The 23,703-nt window shown below is 73.8% G+C and carries 16 protein-coding genes and 2 tRNA genes; 8 read left to right on the top strand and 10 right to left on the bottom strand.

From position 1 onward, the window contains the following. Positions 1-13: 13 nt before the first annotated feature. Positions 14-961 (bottom strand): peptidylprolyl isomerase, encoded by a 948-nt coding sequence (locus VF202_02025; protein ID HEX7038871.1) that lies wholly within the window; start codon positions 959-961, stop codon positions 14-16. Positions 962-1,195: 234 nt separating this feature from the next. Between VF202_02025 and VF202_02030 the strand changes: the two genes are divergently transcribed. Next, a complete protein-coding gene (locus VF202_02030) occupies positions 1,196-2,332 on the top strand; it encodes a PilT/PilU family type 4a pilus ATPase (GenBank protein ID HEX7038872.1) in 1,137 nt (378 codons plus the stop codon). 99 nt (positions 2,333-2,431) lie between these two features. Here VF202_02030 and VF202_02035 read toward each other — a convergent pair whose 3' ends face one another. The 3 genes from VF202_02035 to VF202_02045 all read right to left on the bottom strand — a co-directional run bounded on the left by VF202_02035 (position 2,432) and on the right by VF202_02045 (position 11,172). Next, positions 2,432-6,328 (bottom strand): DNA polymerase III subunit alpha, encoded by a 3,897-nt coding sequence (locus VF202_02035; GenBank protein ID HEX7038873.1) that lies wholly within the window; start codon positions 6,326-6,328, stop codon positions 2,432-2,434. Positions 6,329-6,506: 178 nt separating this feature from the next. After that, on the bottom strand, positions 6,507-7,946 hold the full coding sequence (locus tag VF202_02040; GenBank protein HEX7038874.1) for an FAD-dependent oxidoreductase: 1,440 nt from the start codon (positions 7,944-7,946) through the stop codon (positions 6,507-6,509). 70 nt (positions 7,947-8,016) lie between these two features. After that, a complete protein-coding gene (locus VF202_02045) occupies positions 8,017-11,172 on the bottom strand; it encodes a BTAD domain-containing putative transcriptional regulator (protein HEX7038875.1) in 3,156 nt (1,051 codons plus the stop codon). Between the two features lie 111 nt (positions 11,173-11,283). Between VF202_02045 and VF202_02050 the strand changes: the two genes are divergently transcribed. The 3 genes from VF202_02050 to VF202_02060 all read left to right on the top strand — a co-directional run bounded on the left by VF202_02050 (position 11,284) and on the right by VF202_02060 (position 12,596). Further along, positions 11,284-11,358, top strand: a tRNA-Cys gene (locus VF202_02050). A 49-nt stretch (positions 11,359-11,407) separates the two neighbouring features. Further along, a tRNA-Val gene (locus tag VF202_02055) sits at positions 11,408-11,482 on the top strand. 244 nt (positions 11,483-11,726) lie between these two features. Beyond that, positions 11,727-12,596 carry a hypothetical protein gene (locus VF202_02060; protein HEX7038876.1) on the top strand — a complete coding sequence of 290 codons (870 nt, stop codon included), beginning with the start codon at positions 11,727-11,729 and terminating at the stop codon, positions 12,594-12,596. Here the strand turns inward: VF202_02060 and VF202_02065 are convergent. Next, complete coding sequence (locus VF202_02065; protein ID HEX7038877.1) at positions 12,585-14,561, bottom strand: EAL domain-containing protein; 1,977 nt, start codon at positions 14,559-14,561, stop codon at positions 12,585-12,587. The genes VF202_02060 and VF202_02065 overlap by 12 nt on opposite strands. A gap of 459 nt (positions 14,562-15,020) precedes the next feature. On the opposite strand from VF202_02065, the gene VF202_02070 reads away from it, so the two are divergent. Beyond that, complete coding sequence (locus VF202_02070; GenBank protein HEX7038878.1) at positions 15,021-15,413, top strand: rhodanese-like domain-containing protein; 393 nt, start codon at positions 15,021-15,023, stop codon at positions 15,411-15,413. 72 nt (positions 15,414-15,485) lie between these two features. On the opposite strand, the gene VF202_02075 is transcribed toward VF202_02070, so the two are convergent. Next, on the bottom strand, positions 15,486-18,224 hold the full coding sequence (locus VF202_02075) for an AAA family ATPase (GenBank protein ID HEX7038879.1): 2,739 nt from the start codon (positions 18,222-18,224) through the stop codon (positions 15,486-15,488). A gap of 79 nt (positions 18,225-18,303) precedes the next feature. Between VF202_02075 and VF202_02080 the strand changes: the two genes are divergently transcribed. Then, positions 18,304-19,464 carry a winged helix DNA-binding domain-containing protein gene (locus VF202_02080; protein HEX7038880.1) on the top strand — a complete coding sequence of 387 codons (1,161 nt, stop codon included), beginning with the start codon at positions 18,304-18,306 and terminating at the stop codon, positions 19,462-19,464. Here the strand turns inward: VF202_02080 and VF202_02085 are convergent. From VF202_02085 to VF202_02100, 4 genes are all read right to left on the bottom strand, one after another. Then, positions 19,440-20,150 (bottom strand): NAD(P)H-hydrate epimerase, encoded by a 711-nt coding sequence (locus tag VF202_02085; protein HEX7038881.1) that lies wholly within the window; start codon positions 20,148-20,150, stop codon positions 19,440-19,442. The genes VF202_02080 and VF202_02085 overlap by 25 nt on opposite strands. A 19-nt stretch (positions 20,151-20,169) precedes the next feature. Then, positions 20,170-20,898 carry a YebC/PmpR family DNA-binding transcriptional regulator gene (locus VF202_02090; GenBank protein HEX7038882.1) on the bottom strand — a complete coding sequence of 243 codons (729 nt, stop codon included), beginning with the start codon at positions 20,896-20,898 and terminating at the stop codon, positions 20,170-20,172. Between the two features lie 107 nt (positions 20,899-21,005). Continuing rightward, complete coding sequence (locus tag VF202_02095) at positions 21,006-21,506, bottom strand: DUF4384 domain-containing protein (protein ID HEX7038883.1); 501 nt, start codon at positions 21,504-21,506, stop codon at positions 21,006-21,008. Between the two features lie 135 nt (positions 21,507-21,641). After that, complete coding sequence (locus VF202_02100) at positions 21,642-21,980, bottom strand: hypothetical protein (protein ID HEX7038884.1); 339 nt, start codon at positions 21,978-21,980, stop codon at positions 21,642-21,644. Positions 21,981-22,242: 262 nt separating this feature from the next. On the opposite strand from VF202_02100, the gene VF202_02105 reads away from it, so the two are divergent. Continuing rightward, on the top strand, positions 22,243-23,262 hold the full coding sequence (locus VF202_02105) for a DnaJ domain-containing protein (protein ID HEX7038885.1): 1,020 nt from the start codon (positions 22,243-22,245) through the stop codon (positions 23,260-23,262). Then, positions 23,259-23,675 (top strand): helix-turn-helix transcriptional regulator, encoded by a 417-nt coding sequence (locus VF202_02110; GenBank protein HEX7038886.1) that lies wholly within the window; start codon positions 23,259-23,261, stop codon positions 23,673-23,675. Before VF202_02105 ends, VF202_02110 begins: the two co-directional genes overlap by 4 nt. The last annotated feature ends 28 nt before the right edge of the window (positions 23,676-23,703 follow it).

The following is a 23,703-nucleotide window of genomic DNA, read 5'->3' on the forward strand; positions in this document are numbered from 1 at the left end:
TGGGCGCGGCGGGTCACTCCGTCGCGGGCTTCGCGCCCACGACGACCTCCTCGATCATGTCGGGCTGCGGGTAGAACCCGTACGCCGGACGCTCGCCCACCGCACCGAGGACCCCGCGGTAGCCGGCTATCGAGAACGACTGGCCGGCCACGGGCTCGGTGCCGAGAGCCTCCTCGACCGCGTCGCCGACGGTCTGGCCCGCGTCGCCGGGTAGCTCGATGCCCTTCTCGGCGAGGCTCTCCAGCGTGTCGTCGGGGTAGGCGATGGCGTCGGGACGCTGCGGGTCGATGCGGGTGATGGCGTCGAGGACCTCGTCGCCCGCGAGGACGTGCCCGAAGATCGTGTGCGCGCCGTCGAGCCAGGGGGTGGCGTCGAACGTGATGAAGAACTGCGAGCCGTTGGTGCCAGGCCCCGCGTTCGCCATCGCGAGCACCCCGCGTCCGTCGAAGGTCAGGTCGTCGACGATCTCGTCCTCGAACGTGTAGCCGGGCCCGCCCATGCCGGTGCCCGACGGGTCGCCGGTCTGCGCCATGAAGCCGTCGATCACGCGGTGGAAGGGCACGCCCTCGTAGTAGCGGTTGAGGGCGAGGAAGACGAAGTTGTTCACCGTCACCGGCGTCCGGTCCTCGTAGAGGTCGACGAGGATGTCGCCCTTCGTCGTGCGGATCAGCGCCACGTAGTCGAGGCCGTCCTCGAGCGCGTCGCCGGCCGCCTCGAAGACGCGGCGCGGCTCCTCGCTGACGAAGCCGACCTGCTCGAAGCCCTCCGGCAGCGCGACGCCCGCCTGCTCCTCCTCGGCGGGCGGGGCCGCGGCGGCGTCCTCGCCCAGGGGCGCGCCCTGCTGAGCGGCCACCTGCGCGGCGACGAGGTCGGCCCTGGCCTGGGCGGAGCGGTTGCGGGCCACCCAGAAGCCGCTGACCACGATCAGCGCGGTGGTCAGCAGCAGGGCGATCACCCGCACGCCGGCCGCCCCCGCCTCGTGAGGTGCCCGCCGGCGCGCGCGCCGGCGGCGTGAAGCTGCTCTAGGTCTCTCGGCATCGGCCAAGTGTACTCGCCACCGGCCACGCGAGCCCCGGCGCCGCGACACCGGGACACGCCGCGGGCACGCTCGGGCCGGCGGACCCTCCCCGCCGCGTAAGAGCGCCGTAAGAATGGGGCGAGAGCGCCGTAAGTCCCGCGAAGTTAGGTTCGCCACATGCGCTTCAACGACCTACTGAAGCAGGCGGTGGACGCCGGCGCGTCCGACGTGCACCTGCACGTGCCGCTGCCCGTGATGATGCGTGTCAGCGGCCGCCTCAAGCCCATGAACGACGTGGGGCTGACGCCACGGGCGACCGAGGCATTGCTCGACCTGATGTGCAACGAGCAGCAGCGCGCCCAGTTCGACGCGAAGCAGCAGGTCGACCTGGCCTACAGCGTCCCCGGCCTCGGCCGCTTCCGCGTGAACCTGTTCAGGCAGCGCGGCTCCGTGAGCGCGGTGCTGCGCATCATCAACTCGGACGAGAAGGCCCTCCAGGTCGTCAACCTCCCGCAGGACACCATCGACTACTTCAAGAACCAGGAGAAGGGCCTCGTCCTCGTGACCGGCCCGACCGGCTCGGGCAAGTCGACCACCCTCGCCCGCATCCTCGACGAGATCAACTCGACCCACGCGAAGATGATCGTGACGGTCGAGGACCCGATCGAGTACCTGCACCGCGCCAAGCGCTCGATCGTAGTGCAGCGCGAGCTGGGCATGGACGCGCCGTCGTTCTCGGAGTCGCTCGTCGCCGCGATGCGCCAGGACCCCGACGTGATCATGATCGGCGAGATCCGCGACCACGCCACTGCGGCCGCGGCGCTGTCGGCGGCCCAGACCGGGCACCTCGTCTTCAGCACGCTCCACACGCAGGACTCGGTGCGGACCATCAACAGGATGATCGAGCTGTTCCCGCCGCACGAGCGCGAGACGGCCCGGATCCTGTTCGCCGAGTCCCTAGTCGGCATCGTCTCGCAGCGCCTGCTGCCGCGCGTGGGCGGCGGGCGCGTGGCGGCCACCGAGATCCTCAAGGGCACGCTGCGCGTCAAGGACCTCATACGCGACGAGGAGCGCACGCCCGAGCTCTACGACGTGCTCAAGGAGGCGCGCCTCGACGGCATGCAGTCCTTCGACGACCACCTCGCCGAGCTCTACGCCCAGGGCATCATCGACTACGAGACCGGCTACACCGCCGCGACGAGCAGCCAGGCCTTCAAGATGGCCGCCACCCAGGTGGAGGTCATGCGGCAGACGCAGACCGAGGCGACGCGGCAGACGCAGGCCGAGGGAGCGCGCCACACCCAGGCGTCGTGACCCTCGCCCGGCCGGCGAGCGCCAAGCGGTACGCCGGCCCCCGCCCCCAGGGCGGCAGCGACAGATAGGCCCCTAGCGCCTACCGGGGGGTGACGCGCTTCAGAAGGGCACCTCGACCGGCGCCTCCCTGGCGGAGCGCCGGTCGAGGCCGTTCCTGGGCCGGTGCGCGATCAGCGCGTGCTTGTCGACGGTGAGCGTGGCCCTGAGCCACGGGCAGGTGGCCCTCAGCTCCTCGAGGCGCGAGGCGTCGACCGACGCGCCGTCGACCTGGTAGAGGTAGCGCCCGTCGTCGGTGGCGACCTCGAGCCGCACCGGCGTGCGTCCGCCGAGCTCGTCGAGCGCCGAGCGCAGCTCGAGCAGCTGGTGCTCGGCGACGCCGCCCAGCTCGAACGACACGACGGCCACCTCCGGCACCGCCGCTCCGGCCTCTCCGCGCTTGTCCCAGCGCACGACGCGCTCGGCAACGAGGCGCGTGGCGTCGCCGTCCTCGGAGACCTCGGCGACGAGCACCACCGGCGCGTCCTCCTCGAGCAGGGGAGCGACCTCGTCGTAGGAGCGGCCGAACGCGAGGACCTCGCGGCTCGCCGTCTCGTCGGCGATCTCGAACCGGGCCATCATCGTGCCCTTGCGCGTGGGGCGCTTCACGACGTTCTGCACGAGCCCCGCCAGCGCGACGCGCACCCGACCCCCGTGCCCCTGCGCCCTGGCGTCGGCGAGGTGGGCGTCGACGTCGGCGACGCTGCAGGTGGCCGCCTCGGCCAGGCCGGGGTAGGAGGCCATGGGGTGGGCCGAGAGGTAGATGCCCAGCGCCTCCTTCTCGTGCCTGAGCATCTCCAGCTCGCTATATTCGCCGGGCGCCTGCAGCGCGGGGGGCAGCATCTCGGCGTCCCCGAACAGCCCGAGCTGGCCGCCCGCCGCCTGCTCGCGCTTGGCCGCGCCCCATTTCACGGCGACGTCGACGTTCGCCAGCAGCGCCGCCCTGGCGCGCAGCGCCGCGCCGCGGTCGATGACCTCCCCGGGGCCGGCACCGAGCGCGACGTGGTCGAAGGCCCCCGCCTTGACGAGGAACTCCACGGCGCGCTTGTTCACCAGCGCCGTGTCGACGCGCGCGCAGAAGTCGAAGAGGTCCTTGAACGGCCCGCCGCGCTGGCGCTCGGCCAGCACGTGGTCCACGGCGGCCTCGCCGACGTTCTTGATGCCGTAGAGGCCGAAGCGCACGACGTCGCCGTCGGGCGTGAAGTCGGCCCGCGAGAGGTTGATGTCGGGCGGCAGGACCTCCACGCCCATGTGCCTGGCGTCGGAGACGTACTGCGCGACCTTGTCGGAGTCGCCGCGCTCGACGGTGAGCAGGGCGGCGGCGAACTCCACGGGGTAGTGCGCCTTGAGGTAGGCCGTCTGGTAGGAGAGCAGCACGTACGCCGCGGCGTGCGACTTGTTGAAGCCGTAGCTGGCGAAGCGCTCGAGCAGGTCGAAGATCCTGTCGGCCTCGGCCCTGTCGATGCCGTTCTTCGCCGCCCCCTCGCGGAACACCGCCCGCTGGCGCTCCATCTCGTCGGCCTTCTTCTTGCCCATCGCCCGGCGCATGATGTCGGCCTGACCGAGCGTGTAGCCCGCGACGGCCTGGACGATCTGCATCACCTGCTCCTGGTAGACGGGGATGCCGTAGGTCTCGTCGAGGATGGGCGCGAGCAGGTGGCGGGACCGCGGGAAGTCGGAGTAGTCCACCTCCTCCAGGCCGTGGTGCCGCCTGATGTAGACGGGGATGTTCTCCATCGGCCCGGGGCGGTAGAGCGAGTTGACGGCGATGAGGTCCTCGATGCGGCGGGGCTTGAGCTTGCGCAGGGTGTCGACCATCCCCGCGCCCTCGAACTGGAACACGCCGGCGGCGTCGCCCTGCGAGAGCATCTCGAAGACCTTGGGGTCGTCCTGCGGGAACGAGTCGGGATCGAGGTCCAGCCCGCGCGACTCCTTGACGATGCGCACCGCCGCCTCGATGAACGACAGCGTGCGCAGGCCGAGGAAGTCCATCTTGATGAACCCCAGCTCCTCGACCGAGCTCATGTCGTACTGCACGACGATCGGCCCGTCGCCGGCCCGGAACACCGGCGCCAGGTCGGTGACGCGGTCCCTGGCGATGACGACGCCGGCGGCGTGCACGGAGGCGTGGCGCGTCAGGCCCTCGAGCGCGCGCGCGACGTCGATGTAGCTCCTGGCGCCCTGCTCGTAGAGCTCGCGCAGCTCGGGCACGTCCCGCAGCGCGTCGTCGATCTTCACGCTGCGGCCCATGACCACCGGGACGAGCTTGCTGACCCTGTCCGACTCGGCGAAGGGCACGTCGAGGACCCTGGCGGCGTCCTTGATGGCCGCGCGCGACGCCATGGTCCCGAACGTGGCGATGTGCGCCACGCGGTCGTCCCCGTACTTCTCGCGCACGTAGTCGATGACCTCGCCGCGTCTGACGTCGGAGAAGTCGATGTCGAAGTCGGGCATGCTGATGCGCTCGGGGTTCAGGAAGCGCTCGAACAGCAGGCCGAACCGCAGCGGGTCGATGTTCGTGATGCCGATGCAGTAGGCGACGATCGAGCCGGCGCCGGAGCCGCGGCCCGGCCCGACGCTGATGCCCTGGCCCTTGGCCCAGTTGATGAAGTCGGCGACGATCAGGTAGTAGTCGGCGAAGCCCATCGAGATGATGACGGCCAGCTCGTACTCGCAGCGCGAGAGCACCGTGTAGGCGTCGGCGTCCTCGCCGGGGCGCGAACCGGCGTCCGGCAGCCTCGCGCGCAGGCCCTCCAGGTGCGTGTAGACGTAGCCGCCGCGCCGCCGCAGCGCCGCGCCGTCCTCGCCGGCGAGCTCCTCGTCGCTCAGCCGGCACAGCTCGCCGGCGCGCGCGAGGGCCAGCAGCACGTCGTCCAGGGGCGCCGTCTCCGGCGTGGTGCCCTGCGGCAACGACGCCAGCGCCGCCCGCGTGCCCTCGTCATCCGCCGCCTCCGCCAGGTAGGCGCGCATCACGTCCTCGGTGAGGGAGGCGTAGCGCTGCATCGCGCCGCGGTAGGTCTGCACGCGGAGCTGGTCGGCCAGGGTCATCCCCTCGGGGACCCGGATCTCCGGCATCTGGTAGACGCGCCTCTTGCCGATGGGCAGCTCGCACGTGACCATGTCGGCGATCGCGTTCGTGTTCGAGATCGCGCCGGGGTACTCGCTCTCGGGAACGGCGGCGGCCATCTCCTCGGGCGTCTTGACGTAGAACTCGTCGCAGGGGAACCGCATGCGGTCCTCGCTGGCGACCATCTCCTTCGTCTGGATCGCCAGCAGCACGTCGTGGGCGCGCGCGTCCTCGCGGCGGACGTAGTGGCCGTCGTTGGTGGCGACCATGCCGACGCCGTAGCGGTCGGCCAGCTCCCTGAGCACCGGGTTCAGGCGCTTCTGCTCCTCGAGGCCGTGGTCCTGGATCTCGACGAAGAAGTTCTCGCCGAAGATGTCGAGGTGCTCCTTGAACAGCCGCTCGCCCTCCTCGGGGCCGATGTCGAGGATCGCCCGCGGGATCTGCGCGCCGAGGCAGCCGGAGAGCGCGATCACGCCCCGCGAGTGCTCGCGCAGCAGCTCCAGGTCGACGCGCGGCTTCATGTAGAAGCCCTCGAGGTAGGAGCGGCTCGAGAGCCGGCAGAGGTTCTGGTAGCCCTCGAAGTCCCTCGCCAGGAGCGTGAGGTGGTAGTAGCCGCCGTCGAGCTTCGCCGAGCCGCGGCGCTTCTCGAACCGCGAGCCAGGCGCCACGTAGGCCTCGATGCCGAGGATGGGCTTAACGCCCTCGGCCACGCAGGCCTTGTAGAACTCCACGGCGCCGTGCATGTTGCCGTGGTCCGTGATGGCGACGGCGGGGTCGTCGGGGGAGACCTCCTTGACCCACCTGACCAGCTCGGATATGCGCGCGGCCCCGTCCAGGAGGCTGTAAGCGGTGTGCTGATGGAGGTGGGCGAAGCGCTTGACCTGGCCGGGCATGGGGCGAGTCTATCGCGCCCCCGCGCCCCGGCCTGGCAGCGGGGAGTCGGGTCCCGGGGGCCCGCCGCCGGCGCGGCCGGGGCCCCCGGCGGGCGCGGTGGCGGCCCGGCGACGACGCCCGCGACGGGCCCGACGCGCTCCGGGTCGGGCGGCCGGAACGGGCTCGGGGCGCTCCGGGTCAGGCGGCCGCGACGGGCACGGCGGCCTGCCTGACCGGCGCCGACAGCGCCGACTCCACCTCGCGAGCGGCGCGCTCGCCGGAGCGCACGGCGCCCTCCAAGTAGCCGTTCCACACGGCCGAGGTCTCGCTGCCGGCCCAGTGCACGCGGCCGACGGGCTCGCGCAGCGCGGCCCCGAAGCGCGTCCACTGGCCGGCGCCGAAGCAGGCGCCGTAGCCGCCGCGCGACCAGGCGTCGGCGGACCAGTCCTTGTCGAGGTACGCCGGCCTGTCGAGAGCGGCGCGCCCGAACCAGGCGCCGAGGCAGGCGAGGACCTCCTCGCGCCTGGCGGCCGACCGCGGGCCCGCGAAGCGCCGGGCGTCGCCGCCCTCGAAGAACCCGACGAGCACGCCGGCGGTCGCGCCGGGCGGAGAGTCGTCGTAGACCGTGTGGACGGGGCCCCTGACGCTGAACACCTGGCCGGTGAGGCCCTCCTCGCGCCAGAACGGCCGCGGGTAGACGACGGCGAACTTGACGACGGCGCCGAGGCGCAGGCGCGCGTGGAGGAGGGCGCGGGCCGGGGGCAGCCGCGGCGCGAACGCGATGCCGGCCGCCAGTGGAGGCGGCACGGCCACCACGACCCGCTCGGCGCGGGCGGTGAGGCCTGGGGCGCGCGCAGAAGCGCCGGCCGCCTCCTGCTCGATGGCCCTCACCGGGACCCCGAGCAGGCAGCGCTCCCCGAGGCTCTCGGCGAGCGACCGCGCCACGGCCTGGGCACCCTGGGCCACGACCGCGTGCTGCGCCCCGCCGGTGCTGCTCGCCAGGCTGGCGTGACCGCCGCCGGAGGCCAGGTAGAAGGCGGCGTGCAGCACCGACACGTCTCCAGGCTCGGCGGCCACGAACCCGCTCATCTCGGCGGCGAAGCAGCGCCTGGCGTCGGCGTCCGGCAGGCGGCGCGCCAGCCAGGCCGCCAGCGTCGTGGCGTCGAGCTCGCTGGCCCGCGGGTGGCTGTGGGGCGCCTCGAGGTCGAGCTCCGCCCCGATCTCCTCGAGCTCGCGCCACGCCTCGGCGACCCCGGGCGCCTCCGCCAGGGGCAGGCTGGCTCCGCCGAAGGTCCCGGCGCTCACGCGCGTGCGCGTGCCGCCCTCGCAGATCAGGTGGTGGCCCTCGGAGTCGACGGGGCGCACGGCCAGCCCCAGCTCGGCGCAGAGCCGCTCCAGGCGCTCCTGGCCCACGCCGAGCCACTGGGCGCCGAGCGACACCCGCGTCTCGCCGCGGTGCCAGGCGTCGAGCGCCCTGCCGCCGACGCGGTGCTGCGCCTCCAGCACCAGGACGTCACGCCCCGCGGCGGCCAGGCGCCGCGCCGCCACCAGCCCAGCGAGGCCCGCGCCGACGACCGCGACCTCGCACCTGAGGACCTCGTCTCGACCGCCTCCGCCGACGAACCGACCTCTCCGCATGACCGCACCTCCTCGTGGTGTGCGGCCAGCCTCTTCGGCCGGCGTTTCAGCAGCGTTTCAGGGGCGTGCCTCAGTCGCCGGGCGCCGCCTGCCGCGCCGCCCGCGGGCTGCGCTCCAGCCGCCGCGAGAGCTCGGCCAGCAGCTCGACCTCGTCGGCCACGACCCGCCTCAGGTCCCAGGCGGCCGCCGCGGCGGCTACGCGGCCCGCCTTCGCCGGCGGCAGACGCGCACGCCTCTCCTCGAGGACCTCCGCGTTGAGCCTCCGGACGGGCGCCTGCGTCAGCGGCTCGGCCAGCAGGTACTCGGAGAGCGCGTAGGCGCGCTCGTGCTCGCCGACGTCGGCGTGCAGCTTGGCCACCATCGACAGGCCCTGCGCGATCGACCGGTTCACAGGCTCCGTCTCGAGCGCCGCGGCGAAGGCCTGCGAGTAGGCGCGCGCCGACTCCAGGTGCTCCCCCCGCAGCCGCGCGTTCTCGCCCAGGAGGCAGAGCGTCCCCTCGACGGAACCGCGGGCGCCCACCCGGCGGCAGAGGGCGAGCGAGCCGAGCAGGAGCTCGTGCGCCTCCGCGAGCGCGCCGTGACGGTTCAGGTGGCCGGCGAGGTTGTTGCGCCCGGTGATGACGTGGTGAAGGTTCCCGAGCCGCTCCCCGACGGCCAACGACTCGCGGTAGAGGGCCTCCGCGGCCGCCGGGTCGCCGCGTTCGCCGGCGACGACCGAGGCGTGGTTGAGGGCCGCGCCCCGCACCCTGTCGTCGCCCAGGCGCCGCGCCTCGGCCAGCGCCGCGTCGACCACGGCCTCGGCACCGTCCAGGTCGCCGAGGTCCCGCATCGACACCCGCGCCACCTTCAGGTCGGCGTAGATCGCGTCGACGAGGTCGCCGTCCGCGCGCCTCATCGCCGCGCAGCGCTGGGCCGTGGCCAGCGCCGCCGCGGCCTCGCCCGCCTCCTCCTGCACGTCCGAGAGCACGCTCAGGGCGTCGGCGAGCTCGGCGGCCGAGCCGCCCGCCTCGGCCCGCGCCAGCGCGCGCTCGGCGTAGCGCCGCGCCTCCTCGAGGTCGCCGAGCAGCCGCGCCGTCGTCGACGCCCAGCACAGCGCGGACCTCAGGGGCGGCGCGTCGTGCTCCTCGAGGACGGGCAGGGCGGCGCGCAGTACCTCCCAGCCCTCGGCGATGCGCCCGGCGCCGAAGAGCATGCGGGCCTGGCTGGCGCGCGCCCGCGCCGCCAGCACGGCGTCGCCGGCGGACTCGAACCCCTCCGCGAGGCGGGCGAAGAGGCCGACGCCCAGGCCCGACTCGCCCAGGTAGCTGAGCGCGGCGTCGAGCGGGCCCATGGCGTCGGCGATCGCGGCGACGTCGGCTCGCGCGGCGAGCTCGACGGCGTGGCGCAGGTTCGGCATCTCCGCCGTGAGCACGCGCCGCGCCGCGGCGTGCCCCGCGCCCCGCAGGGCCCGGCGCTGCTCGCGCAGCAGCTCGAGGTAGTACGCGACGTAGCTGGCCTCGAGCGCCCGCCGCTCCGCGGGATCCAGACCACCTAGGGCCTGCCTCCTGACGAGCTCGTGCATGACGAAGGGCCCGGCCTCGGTGCGGCGGACGAGGGCCGCCTTGGCGAGGCCCTGCAGCAGGGCGGGGTGGACGTCGGCCACCTCCTCGGCGGCGGTCGCGGTGAACCCGCCGGGGAAGAGCGCCAGCCGGGGCAGGGCCGCCCTCTCCCGCGCGTCCAGCGCGTCCGTGGCCTCCGCGAGCAGCGCGAGGAGGCTGCGGTGCCGCTCCGGCACGTCGGCAGCGTCGGTCGTGAGCACGCCCAGGCCCTCCTCGAGCCGGGCCAGCAGCTCCTGCGCCGAGAGGGTGCGGGCGGCGCTGGCCGCCAGCTCCAGCGCCAGCGGCATGCCGTCGACGCGCCTCGCCAGCTCCGCGGCGGCCGCCAGGTCGTCGCGGCCCAGGCGGGCGCCGGCGGTGCGGGCGGCGACCCTGTCGGCGAACAGGCGGACGGCGTCGTAGGCGAGGGGGTCGGCGTCCTCGCGCGGCGGCACCGCCAGGCCGCCGAGGGGGAAGAGCGTCTCGACGCTGAGGCCCAGCGCCACCCGGGAGGTGACGAGCAGCCTCAGGCCCGTTGCGGCGGCGAGCAGCTCGGCGAGGGACCGCGCCTCCGCCGCCACGCCCTCGCACGAGTCGAGCACCAGCAGGCCAGGCTGCAGCACGAGGCGGTCGAACACCTGCGCCTCCAGCGGACGCGGTCCCGAGGAGGCGAGCCCCAGGGCGTCGGCGATCGCCGCGAACAGCGCCTCCCGCGTCGTGACGGAGCCGAGCGGCACGTACCATGCCGGCTGCGGGTGGTCGCGGAGGTGGCGCCGCGCCGCCTCGAGGGCGAGCCTGGTCTTGCCCACGCCGCCCAGTCCGTTCACCGTCACGAGGCGCACGTCGTCGCGGCCGAGCAGGCCCACCAGCGCCCCCAGCTCGTCGCTCCGCCCCACGAAGCGGGTCAGCGCCCGCGGCAGCCCGGGAGCGTCCCGCACCCGCCAGGCCGGCGTCGCCGCGCCCGCGGAGAGGGCCTCGAAGAGGCGCGTCGTCTCCCTGTCCGGCTCGGCGTCGAGCTCGCTGCGCAGCGCGTCGGCGAAGGCGGTGTAGGCCTCGGCGGCGGCCTGGCGCTCGCCAGCGGCGAACAGCGCCGCGAGGAGGGCGCAGAGGGCCTCCTCGTCGAGCGGGTCGTCGCGCAGCAGGCGGCGCAGCCAGCCGGCCGCCGACGCGTGCTCCCCTCGCTCGCCGAGGCTCGCCGCTAGCCCCAGGGCGCAGGCGCGCCACCGCCTCCTCAGGTCGGCGCGCTCGGCGTCGAGCCAGGAGCCGTAGGCGGGGGCGTCGTGCACCTCGACGCCCGCGAGGAACTCCCCGCGGTAGAGACCAAGCGCCGCCTCCCAGTCGCCGCGGGCAGCGGCGTCGGCGAACGCGGCCACGTCGGTGTCCACGACGTACCTGAGGCGCGCCTTCTCGACGACGAGCTCGCCGGGCCAGCCGCGCGAGCGCGCGCGGTGCAAGATCACGCGCACGTTGCCCAGCGCCACCTCCTCGGGGGCGTCGGGCCTATAGAGGTAGGCGAGCTCGCTCCGCGTCACCCAGCCGCCACGGCTCGCGAGGTAGTAGAGGAGGGACGCCGGCTTGTCGACGGGCAGGTCCCGGGCTCCCTCCGGCGCGTGGACGGCAGGCGACCCGAGCAGCCTCAGGCTGGCCTCCACTCCGGGATGATAGACGCTCGCGCCGTCGCGGACGGCGGCGGCGCGTCACCGCCAACCCGTCGCCGTCGTTGACACCGTTCCGAAGGCCCGTGGTAGACTTCTTGTCGCCTTGGCGCCGTAGCCAAGTGGTAAGGCAGAGGTCTGCAAAACCTCGATTCACCGGTTCGAATCCGGTCGGCGCCTCCAACCTTCTCCCAGAGGCGCCCAAGGCCACGGCGAGAGGCACACGGTTCGCAGGCGCGTAGCTCAGTGGGAGAGCGCTACATTGACACTGTAGAGGTCGGCAGTTCAATCCTGCCCGCGCCTACCAAGCAAGGACCCCCGCGCGCAGCGGGGGTCCTCGTCTGCGGGACGCTCGCGCCGCGGTAGTCGGGTCGCCGCGGGCGGGGACGGCGGACCTCCCCAGCGGCCGCGGCTCCCCCGTGTCCGCGGCGACGATCGGCGCCCACCGCGACCCCGAGCGCTCGGCATCTCCCGTCGCCCGACGCCCAGCCGTGGTAACAGATGGTACGGGGAGTCCGCGAGAGGCGGACCGCGATGGGGTGCCTCACGACATGACCTTGCCGAGCCTCAACGTCTCGCGACGGCTCAGCCGCGTCCACGAGTCGGACCTGCTCTCGCGCATCTGCGTGCGCCCGCCCTACTTCGCCCTGGAGGACCTGACCCTCGACGGCCTCGAGCTGCACGCGACGGCCCGAGCCGAGTCTCCGGCGGCGCTCGAGGTCGGGCCGATGCCCGCCGCCGAGCTCGGCAGGCACGCCGCGATCGTCGGGCTCTCGCTCGCCGCCCTCTCGCAGGCAGACGAGGCCCGCCGGTACTACCTGGCGCGGCGCGCGGAGTGCCGCTACGTGCCCAACGCGGCGCCCTACGGCTCGCCGGTGCGCTTCGTGGCGCGACTTCTCGGGCTCGACAAGCGCACGGCGAGAGCCGCCGTCGCTGCCACGGCCGCGGGGGCGCGGCTCGCCTCCTTCGAGATCGACTACACGGTCCTCACCGAGTCGGCCTTCGAGCGGCTCTTCCGGATCCGCGCGATGACCACCCCCGCCGGACCCAGCCCGTACGGCTCGCTGCTGGCCACGGAGTGGCGCGCCACGGAGGGCGGCGGCGAGCAGGTCGTCGCGGAGGTGCCCGCCAGCGCGTGCGTCGGGCACTTCGACGGCTACCCGGCGCTGCCGGTCGCCGTGGTCATGGGCCAGCTCTCGTACCTCGCCGGGCGCGTGCACGGCGAGCCGTACCGGGTGCTGCGCGGCGAGGTGGAGGCCAGCGACCTCGTCTGGGCGGGCGAGCGCGCCGTGTTCAGCGCGGCGCGCGCCGGCGTGGGAGGGCATCCCGACGTGCCCGGAGCGCATCGCTACCGCTGCCAGGCGGCGGCGGGGGACCGGGTCGTGGGCGCCATGACCCTGTGGCTCGAGTCAGTTGACTAGGGTGTCGCGGACCGGCCGGGGCTTGCCCGGCGTCAGCGGCAGGGACGGCTGCACCTCGGCCGCCGGCAGGGGGCGCGAGAACAGGAAGCCCTGGCCGAGCTGACAGCCGAGGTCGCGTAGCACCCGGCGCTGGGCCTCGGTCTCGATGCCCTCGGCGACGATCACGAGGTCGAGGTGCTTCGCGACGTGGGTGATCGCCTCGACGAGCGCCAGCGCGAAGTGCGGGGCGTGCAGGGGAGAGCCGAGGTCCTTGACGAAGCTCTTGTCGATCTTCACGGTGTCGATGGGCAGGTCTCGCAGGTAGGCGAACGAGGAGTAGCCGGTCCCGAAGTCGTCGATCGCGATCCTGACCCCGAGGCGTTGCAGGCGCTGGAGCGTCTCGGTCACGTGGTCGACGCCGTGCATGACGATGCCCTCGGTCAGCTCGATCTCGAGCAGCTCGGGCAGCAGCGCGTGGTCCTCGAGGGCGGCCTCGACGGTGCGGAAGAAGCCGGGGTGCGCGAACTGCATAGCCGAGACGTTCACCGAGACGACGACGCCCTGACCGGACAGCGCCTCCCACGCCTTCGCCTGGCGGCAGGCCTCGCGCAGCACCCGCTCGCCCAGGGAGACGATGAGGCCGCTCCGCTCGGCGATGGGGATGAACTCGTGCGGCGGGACGTGGCCCCACTTCGGGTGATACCAGCGCGCCAGCGCCTCGACCTTCCTCAGCTCCCCGGTCTCGAGGTCGTGGATCGACTGGTAGACGACGGTGAGCTGGCCGTCGTCCGCGCTGAGCCCGGTCCTCAGCTCGCGCTCGAGGCTCCGCTGGCGCTCGACGAGCGCGTCGGAGTCGGCGCGGTAGCGCTGCACGCCGTTCTTGCCCGAGCGCTTGACCCGGTACATCGCCGAGTCGGCGTGGCGCAGGAGCGTCGGCCCGTCTGGCGCGTCGTCCGGGTAGAGGCAGATCCCGATGCTGGCCGTGACGTGGTGCGAGAGGTCGTGCAGGTCGAAGGGCTTCACCAGGGCCGCCTGCAGCTTGCGCGCCGCGAACATCGCGGCCTGGGGGCTCTCGACGTCGCCGAGGATGATGACGAACTCGTCGCCGCTTATGCGCGCCATGACGTCGTCCGGCCCGAGCTCGTCCTGCAGGCGCCGCGACACCGAGCGGAGCAGCTCGTCGCCGGCCTCGTGGCCGAGCGTGTCGTTCACGACCTTGAAGCCGTCGACGTCGAGGTAGAGCACCGCGACCCGCCCGCCGGACGACCGCGCCCTGTCCAGGCGCCTCTCGAGCTCGTCGTCGAGGCGGAGGCGGTTCGCGAGCCCCGTGAGCGCGTCGTGGTAGGCCTGCCGCTCGGCCTCCTCCATGCGTGCGCGCGTGCGCGTGTAGCTCTCCTTGAACTGGATGAACACCGAGGTGAGGACGAGGAGCACGGTGTTGGCCAGGTTCAGCTCGATGAGCGCGTAGGCGACGCCCCAGTCGACCGCGCCGGCGATCGCCCCGGGGACCGTGTAGACGCCAGCGAGCAGGAGCACCCCGGCGGTGAACGCGCGCACCGCCAGCTGGCCCAGCCGGCCCTCCTCGAGGATGAAGGAGAGGAGGTAGACGACAGGGATCCAGAAGAGGGTCTCGGTGAACTGCGCCTGGACGTCGGTGCCGGCGGGGGCGAGGAAGAGCAGCCAGCCGAGCTTGAGGAAGAAGAACGAGCTGGCGCCGACGATGATCGTCATCACGACGAGCGGGAGTGTGCGGCGACCGAACGCCAGGACCGCCTCGAGCAGCAGCAGGAAGCCCCCCATGAGGGGGTAGAGCACGAGGTCGAAGCCGGTGGCCTGGCCGCTGGGAACCTCGAGCGCCAGGCCGACGAGGAAGGCCAGCGCGCCTATGGGGATGAACGCCAGCAGTATCCGCCGCCACATCGCCTCGTAGCGAGTGCCGGAGCTACGCAGGTCTGCCGCCTCCAGCAGGCGGTGAGCCCACTCCACGGTCCGGACCTTAGGGGAGACCCGCTCACGGGAACCTTACGTGGTCCGCGCCCCTCCGGGACGGCAGACATCCTGACCGTCGGCAGCAACGGCCCCGGCGAGCCGGGTGCGGACGGGTCGCCCACCAGGGAGGCGAGCGTCGCGGGGCCAGACCCCTCGCCCCTAGTGACCTACGAGATGTCGCCCGACGGCACGTTCGTCGTCATCGGGTCCTCCGGGAACCCACTGTGGGGCGGGCTCGTCATGAAGGCCGAGCTCGACCTCCCGGCATGGGCAGTCGCGCAGCGCTGCGTAGGCGGTTGCGCCGATGAACCGGGCGCGGCACGCGCCGCACCATCGCACCACGCCGCGGCCGCGGTGGGGCCAGAAGCGCCCTGCCCTCCACGCGCACGCGTAGCGAGCGCGGCCCGCGAACGGGTCGCGAGCTCGGCCGGGCCGCGGCGGGGAAGGAGCCGACCTATGCCTGGAGTCATGGAGCTGGTGAACCGGGCCAAGGAGGAGGTCGAGAACCTCTCGCCGAGCGCGGTGGCCCGCGAGCTGGGGCGGGGCGACGTCGTGATCGTCGACATAAGGGAGCCGCACGAGACGCGTCAGGGGATGATCCCGGGGGCGATCAGGGCGCCGCGGGGCATGCTCGAGTTCAACGCCGACCCCACGACCCAGTACCACATCGCCGCGCTGCAGCCGGACCGGCGCGTGATCCTCTACTGCTCCGCCGGCTCGCGGTCGGCGCTGGGGGCAAAGGCGCTGAAGGAGCTGGGCTACCGGGACGTCGCCCACCTCGAGGGCGGCTTCCGCGCCTGGCAGGCGGAGGGCCGGGAGGTAGAGGTGCCGCGGGACCTCGCCGCCTGACGGCGGCAGCGAGGGCTGCTCCGTCCGCGGGATCGGTCGCCGCGTCGGCGCCGGACGCCCGCCCGCGGGCCGCTAGCGCCCCTTGGGCGGCACGTCTACGAGGCCGAGGCGGTACGCCTCCGCTATCGCCTCGGCCCGGGACCGCACCCCCAGCTTGGCGAGCACCGCCGAGACCTGGTGGTCGACGGTGCGCGTGCTGACCCGGTTGCGCCGGGCGATCTCGGCGTTGCGGAGGCCCGCGGCGACGAGCTCGAGCACCTGCCGCTCGCGGTGCGTCAGCCCGAGCGGGTGCGCTCGCGTCGACGGCTGCGGACCCCGCGGGATCCCGCGCACGCCGCGGGACCTGAGGCGCCTCGCGACGTCGGCCAGCGCCGGACGCGCGCCGAGCTCCTCGAACGACCGGCGCGCCTCGACCAGGTCCTCCACGTCGTCGGACTCCGCGAGCGCCGCCGCGCGCTCGTACGGGCACCCCAGCCTGGCCCAGCGCCGGGCGGCCTGCCGCGCCCTGCCCCGCACCTGCAGCGCGAAGGGCCCGCGGGCGTGCGCCGACAGGCGCGGGTCGCCGCCGGCCTTCCAGACCCAGTAGGCGAGCTGGGCGACGTGCCAGGCGCTGCCCTCCTCGCGGGCGCGGTCGTACGCGTGCCTCGCCTCCGCCAGCGCTGCCTGATGGTCGCCACGCGCCAACGCGGCTTCGGCGAGCGCGGCGCGCATGGCGACCACGACGGCGAGCCGCGGTGAGCTCCTCGCGTGCTCCTCGAGCCGCTCCAGCGCCTCGCCGGGGTCGTGGTCACCGAGGCGCACGCGCAGGAGCACCCGCACGAGGGTCGCCCAGACGAGGGCCGTGGGCGACTGGTGCGGGCGCTCCAGCACCCAGGTCGCCGCCGCCTCGGCCTCGGACCACCGCCCCATGCGCAGGTGCGTGAGGGCCCGCAGCGCGAAGGTGGGGTGCAGCAGGCCCTCGAAGCCGCCGCGCCGCGCCAGGTCCTCGGCGCGGTCGAGCAGGACCTCGGCCTGTCGGCACCGGAACGTCTCGAGGAGCGCAGAGGCGACCTGGTCGTGCCCGACCACCGCCAGGTCGGCGTCGGGTCCGGTGGCGAGCGCCACGGCCCCGGCCAGCTCGTGCCTGGCCGCCGCCACGCGCTCGTTCGCCCCCAGCGCCATGGCCGCGATCGTCTTGGCGCGGACCAGGACGTGGGGGTTGCTGCCGCGCCGCGCCCGCTCCTCGGCCTCGCGCGCGAGGCGCAGCCCGGTCTCCCCGCGGGCGTAGCTGCGCCAGCCGCGGAGGAAGTAGATGTAGGCCTGGACGGGCGACCCCGGCCTGCCGTCCAGCGCGGCGCTGGCCTCCGCCAGGGCGTGCTCGGCCTCGTCGTCGCGCAGCATCGAGCAGAGGGTCCAGGTGAGCTGGCTGAGTAGCCTGGCCCGGCGCTCGGCGTGCTCGGGGCCCGCGAGCAGGTCGGCGGCGGCCCTCCTCGACGCGGCCGCCTCCTCGTTGTGGCCCGTGTAGCCGCAGGCGGTGGCGTGCAGCTCGAGGAGCGTGGCGCGCTCCTCGGGGTCGAGGCGTCCCGCGTGGCGCAGCGACCGCGCGAACTGCTCCCGCGCCTCGCGGTAGGCGCCCAGCCTCAGCGCCAGCCGTCCCGCCTCGGGCGCGTAGCGGATGACCGCGTCGCCGTCGCCGGCCATGTAGGCGTGGTGCGCCAGCACCGCCAGGGGCGTATCTGACGCCCCCGCTCCCACGCCGTGCGGCGAAGGCGCCCCCGCGCTCGCGCCGTCGCCCACCGGCGTGGGTCCGTCTGCGGACCCCGCGGCGGCGCCTCCCTCACGCGTGGCCGCCGCCGTAGCCGCCGCGCGCCGCCGCTCTAGCGCCGCCAGGACCGCGGCGTGCGTCCGCTCGCGGCGCGTGGCCGGGATCGACTCGAGCACCGCCTGCCTGGCGAGGTCGTGCCTGAAGCTCAGCGAGCCGCGCCGGCTGACGAGCAGGCCGGCCGCGACGCACTCGTCGAGGCAGCCCGGCGCGACGCCGAGCTCGGCGAGCAGCGACGCCGCGGCGTTCTGACCCACGACGCTCGCCACCTCCAGTGCGGCGATCGCCGGTGCGGAGAGGCGCGAGACGCGGGCCATGACCGCGTCGCCCACCTTCGCGGGCACGCCCTCGCCGCCCGCCGCCAGCACCTCGGTCACGAAGAACGCGTTGCCGCCGGTACTGCGGTACAGGGCCTCGGGGTCGACGCCGCTGCCCGCCGCCAGCTCGGCCACGGCCGCGGACGAGAGCCTCGGCACCTCGAGCCGGTGCACGGGGGGCGCGCCCGCCAGGTCGCCGAGGAGGCGCCGCAGGGGGTGCGACGGCGCCAGCTCGTCCTCGCGGTAGGTGGCGACGACCAGCGCCCTCGCGTCACCGACGCGCCTGCCCAGGTAGCGCAGGAGGTCGAGCGTCGCGTCGTCGGCCCAGTGGACGTCCTCGACGATGAGCAGGCGGGGGCGCTGGCCGGCGCGGAGCCTGTCGAGCAGCGCCGTGAACAGTCGCCGAGGCGCCGGGTCAGCCTCGACGAGACGAGCGAACCCGTCGTCGAGCTCCATCGCGAAGTCGAGGACCGGGCCCAGCGGCTGAGGCGCGGTCATCGCCTCGCAGGCGCCCGTCAGCACGACCGCGTCCCCCGAGTGCCGCCGGCGGAACGTCTCCACCAGGGCGCTCTTGCCCACGCCCGCCTCGCCGCCGACGAACACGAGGCGGCCCTCGCCACGCGACGCCGCCGCGGCGTGGCCCTTCAGCAGCTCGAGGAGGTCCTCCCGCTCAAGCAGCGCGTGGTCGCCCATGGGCACCGGCGACTATAGCGGCTCGCCCCGCGGTCCTCGCGCAGCACGCGGCGGGGGAGACGCGTTACCATCTGGCCCCATGGCCGGCGGAGGGAGAAGGCGTCTCAGCGCGCGCGACCTGAACAGGGCCACGCTAGCCAGGCAGCTGCTGCTCGCCCGGGAGCCGCTGCCCGCCGCCGTGGGCGTGCGGCGGGTCCTGGCGTTGCAGGCGCAGGAGCCCGTCGGCCCCTACCTTGCCCTCACCGCCCGCCTGGAAGGCTTCGCGCCGGAGGACCTCGACGCTGCATACGCCGCCGGCGCGGTCGCGCGCTCGACACTGCTGCGGATGACGATCCACGCCGTGAGCGCCGAGGACTACCCGACGCTCTACGGCACCATGCACAAGCGCCTGCGCGGCGCTCGTCTCGGCGACCCGCGTTTCACCAAGACCGGCGTGCCTGCCGCGGCCGCGCTCGAGGCGCTCCCAGAGCTGCTCGAGCACCTGACCGTGCCGCGCTCGAAGGACGAGATCGACGACTGGCTGGGCGAGCGCTTGGGCGTGCGTCACGAGCGGGTGTTCTGGGCGCTGCGGTCTTTCGCGCCGTTCTGGCACGTGCCGAACGGCGGCCCCTGGTCGTTCGCGCGGGGCCACGCCTTCCGCGCGGCGCCCGAGCCGATGCGCGAGCCGTGGGAGGAGGCCGCCGCGGCGGCGCTGCGTCGCTACCTGCGGGCCTTCGGCCCGGCGACGGTGAAGGACTTCGCCCGCTTCACGTTGCTGACGCGCGAGATGGCCCGCGAGGCCGTGGCGGCGGCTGGCGATACGATCGTCGGGTACGAGGGTCCGGACGGGTCCGAGCTCTTCGACGTGCCCGGCGCGCCCCTGCCCGACGGGGACACGCCGGCCCCACCGCGCCTGCTGCCGATGTGGGACAGCGCGCTGATGGCGCACGAGGTGCCCGGCCGCCTGCTGGACGACGGACTCAGGCCGCTCGTCGTGAAGCGCAACGGCGACGTGCTGCCGACCGTGCTGCTGGACGGACGCGTGGCCGGCGTGTGGCGCCCCGCCGAGAGGGGCGTGGAGGTGAGCGCGTTCCGGAAGCTCACGCGGGACGAATGGGACGGCTTGGCAGCGGAGGCCGAGCGCCTAGCCCCCCTCGCGGAGCGCGGTCCGCTGCTCCACGCCCGTTTCCTCAACTGGTGGCGGGACCTGGAGGCCGCCGAGGTGCGCCTGCTGCCCTACGCGACGACCTCGGTGAGGTAGCCGGGCAGCTCGACGGGCTCGATCCGCAGCGCCTCGAAGAGCGGCGCCGGCAGGGACAGGTCCCCGACGACGAGGCGGCCGACGTTCCCGCCGGGCTTCACGCCCACCTTCGGCAGCGCGATGGCCATGGTGATGTCGGCCTTCACGACGTCGCCCGGGGTCTCGCCGGTGTCGGCGACCATGCCGGTGGGGACGTCGAGCGAGATCACGCAGCAGTCGGCGTCGGAGTGGTTGAGCACGGTGATCACGTCGAGCGTGCGCCCCCTGGGCGGACCCTCGAGGTTCGTCCCGATGGCGGCGTCGATGATCACCGCGAACTTCATCTTGGGGAGGCTGTTGCGCACCTTGACGCGCTCGAAGTGCTTGAGGTGCTCGAGCTGCTCCTTCGGGGTGCCGGAGTAGTTCTCGGCCTCGTGGGTGGGCACGACCCATACCCGCCGACCGCGGGCGGCGAGCAGGCGCGCGGCGGCCAGGCCGCCCGAGCCGTTGTTGCCGCGTCCGGCGACGACGAGGACCGGTCCGTCCGACCCGACCTCGTCGATGAGGCTGACGAGGTTGCGCGCCGTGTGCTCGACCAGGACGCGGTTGTCGAGGCCGAACTTGCCCGTGGCCAGCATGATGAGCTGCTGCATCTGCGAGGCCGTGATGGCCGGCAGGTCGTCCCACTTGACCGTTGGAAAGCCCATCCAGCACCCTCTCCTGGGTCTAGCCGACGAGCTCGACAGCGTCGAGGTCGGCGGTGGAGTAGACGTTCTGCACGTCGTCGAGGTCCTCTAGCGCTTCCATGAGGTTGAGCACCTTGCGGGCGTCCTCGCTCGGCACCGGGGTGAGGCTCTGGGGCACGCGCGTGAGCTGCGCCACGGCGGGCTCGACGCCGCGCGCCTGCAGGCCCTCGACGACCTCGTAGAGGTCGCCCGGCGCGGTGTAGACGGTCAGGGCGCCGTCCTCGAGCTCGATGTCCTCGGCGCCGAGGTCGATCGCGACGTCCTCGAGGCCCTCGGCCGGCTCCTCGACCACGATCATGCCCTTCGTGTCGAACTGCCAGGCCGTGGAGCCGGAGAGGTTGCCGCCGTGCTTGCTGAACACGTGCCTGACCTCGCCGACCGTGCGGTTGCGGTTGTCGGTGAGGGCCTCCACGAGCATGGCGACGCCGCCGGGGCCGTAGCCCTCGTAGAGGACCTCCTCGAAGCTGCCGCCCTCGCCGCCGCCCAGGGCCCTCTCGATGGCCCGCTCGATGTTGTCGAGCGGCACGTTGTCCGTCTTCGCCGCGGCCAGCGCGTTCTTCAGCGCCAGGTTGACGCTGGGGTCACCGCTGCCGCCCGAGCGCACGGCGGACTGGATGGCGCGGATGTGCTTGCTTATGACCTTGCCGCGCTGACGGTCCAGCACCGCCTTCTTGCGCTTGATCTGGGCCCATTTGCTGTGTCCTGCCAAGGGAGAGTCCTCCAGCCGGCGGAGCGAGCTTCGCACCGCCGCACCGGACCACATTCTACCCCAAGGCGCCGCCAGCGCGGTTCGCGGCCTCCGGAGGCGTCAGGCGGTCAGTAGATGTACAGGTGGGTCTCCGCGACGTCCCTCACCTGGTAGGAGCGCAGCTCGAGCTCGATGGCCGCCGACCACTCGGCGTCGCCGCGCCGCCCGCGGTAGACGACCGTCCCCGAGGTCGGCTCGCCGGTGAAGCTGGCGCGCACCCGGTGCAGGCCGCGCGGCGGGGCCGCGTTGTAGACGACCCGCTGCTCCCGGGTCGGGAGGACCACGCTGCCGCCCGGCACGTACACGTTGCGCGACAGCAGGTAGACGGTGCCGTCCGGGTCGATGGCCGTGAGCGTCACGTAGCCGGCGCGCCGGGTCGTGATCAGGAACTCGATGCGGTCGCCGACGCGGTAGGTGTGGCCGACGCCCATCGTCGGACGGAAGTCGGTGATCTCGTCGCTCAGCGTGATCTGGACGCCGGGCGAGGGCGTGATCGTGATGGTGCAGGCGGAGAGCAGCAGCCCGCAGGCCGCGATCGCCTGGACGAAGGGCAGGCGGATGGTTCTCACAACTGTCCTCCTCGTGGCCATCAGGCTACTCCAGCGCGAGAGGTCCGCCGTTAACCGAACATTCAGCGCTCGGGGGGACGCCTCGCCCCCGCGGCCGGACCCTACGGAGGCGAGCCGCGACGTCGGGCGCGACGCCTACTGCGCCTCCGCGGCCGGCTCGGCCTCGAGGTCGTACGACGTGAGGATGTAGGGGAGGTCCGTCTGGTGGTAGCGGCCGCGCTCGTCGTACCAGAAGATGTAGGCGCCCTGTGCCTCGCCGCCAGAGCCCTCCGGGGCGGTACCCGAGCGGGTGACCTTGCCGTCGACGATGCCGCGGAAGACCGGCTTCCCGTCGTACGAGTAGATCGTTATGTACATCCGCGTCGCCGTGAAGTCCTGGATGCTGCGGCGGATGCGGTTCTGCGTCTCGTTGCGGCAGCCGGCCAAGAGTAGCACCAGCGCCACGACTAGCAAGAGGGTCAGGCTCCTGCGCACTTCCCACCTCCTACGGGGCGCGCGCCCGGAGGGCGCCTCGTAGGGGGAATCCTAGCGCGCCGCCGCGGCCCCACCGTATCGGCCGAAGGTATGACACGCGGGGTCAGGTCGGGCGTTCAGCGCCGCGACCTGCCGCCCCCGGCTGCCGGCGCGGACCGGGCGGCGCGGGCCGCGGCACGCCGGAGCCGTCGGGGGCCGCCGCGCACGACGGGCCGCTGCACAGGGTTTAGTCGGTCAGGCTCAGGTAATGTACCATCGTCCCGTGACGGCTGCGAAGCGCGACCCATACGAGGTGCTCGGCGTGCCGCGCGACGCCGACCTGGAGGCGATCAAGAGCGCCTACAGGCGGCAGGCCATGCGCTACCACCCCGACAGGAACCCCGGCGACGCGGCGGCCGAGGAGCGCTTCAAGGAGCTGTCCGAGGCGTACGCGCTGCTGCGCGACCCCGAGGCGCGCGCCCGCTACGACCGCTACGGTCACCCGTCGGCGGGTGGCTTCACGACGCCGACGTACACGGCCGAGCAGTGGCGGGAGGTGTTCCGCGAGGCGGACGTGCCGATCGACTGGTCGCGGGTCACCGCGTTCGGGTCGACTGGCAACGCCCTGTTCGACGCGCTCTTCGGGATGGTCGCCGGCATGCTCCGCGGCAGCGGGCTGCTGCCGGGGGAGACGCGCGAGGTGCGCCTCGACCTGACGCTCGGCGAGGCCGTGAACGGCGCCACGCGGCGGGTGCGCGTGCCCGGGCCGAGCACCTGCGCGCTGTGCCGCGGCACGGGCCGGGCCGCGCTGGGGGCGGCCGCGGAGGGCGTCGCGGCGCGCACGGGTCCGTTCGACGTGGCCACGTCCGGCGGCGTCTGCCCGGCGTGCGGCGGCAGGGGCGTGCGCCGCGGCACGGCCCTCGTCGACGTGAAGGTGCCGAAGGGCACCACCAGCAGCACGAAGCTGAGGCTCAGGGGCCTGGGCGGACCGGGCTCGCCTCCCGGCGACCTCCTCGTGGACGTCGAGGTCGCCCTGCCGCCCACCGCCGCGGTGCGGGGCCGCGACGTCCACGACCGCCTGCCCCTGCTGCCCTGGCAAGCCGCGGGCGGAGCCAGGGTCGACTACGAGGGGGTCACGGTGGACGTGCCGCCTGGCTCGGCGGCCGGCAGCACCCTCGTGGTCCCCGGCGCCGGCCTGGGCGGCGGCGACCTCCACCTGACCGTCGACGTCGACCTGGTCGGCGGAGCCCTGCGCGCCGCCCGCGGGTGGTTGCGTAAGCTTGCCTCCGGAGGGACGGCTTGAAGGACACGCACGACGACAAGCGCGAGCGCGAGGCCGAGCGCGACGACAAGGAGATCGACCGCGACAAGCCGCTCTACGTCATCAGCATCGCCGCCGAGCTCGTCGACATGCACCCGCAGACGCTGCGGCTCTACGAGCGCAAGGGGCTCATAGAGCCCAGCCGCAGCTCGGGCAAGACGCGCCTCTACTCGCAGCGCAACATCGAGCAGCTCCGCGAGATCAGGCGCCTGACGCAGGAGCTCGGCGTGAACCTCGCCGGCGTGGAGGAGATCATCAGGCTCAGGCAGCGCCTCGACGAGCTGCAGCGCAGCATGGAGGAGCGCATCGCCAGCCTCCAGGCGCAGCTCAGCGGCAGGTCGGCCGCCACGAAGAGCCTGCCGTCGGCCGCGGAAGAGGGCGACGACGAGGGCTGAGGGCTAGCGGGTCGCCGGCGCGGGCGCC

Source organism: Trueperaceae bacterium (assembly GCA_036381035.1).
Taxonomy (GTDB): domain Bacteria; phylum Deinococcota; class Deinococci; order Deinococcales; family Trueperaceae; genus DASRWD01.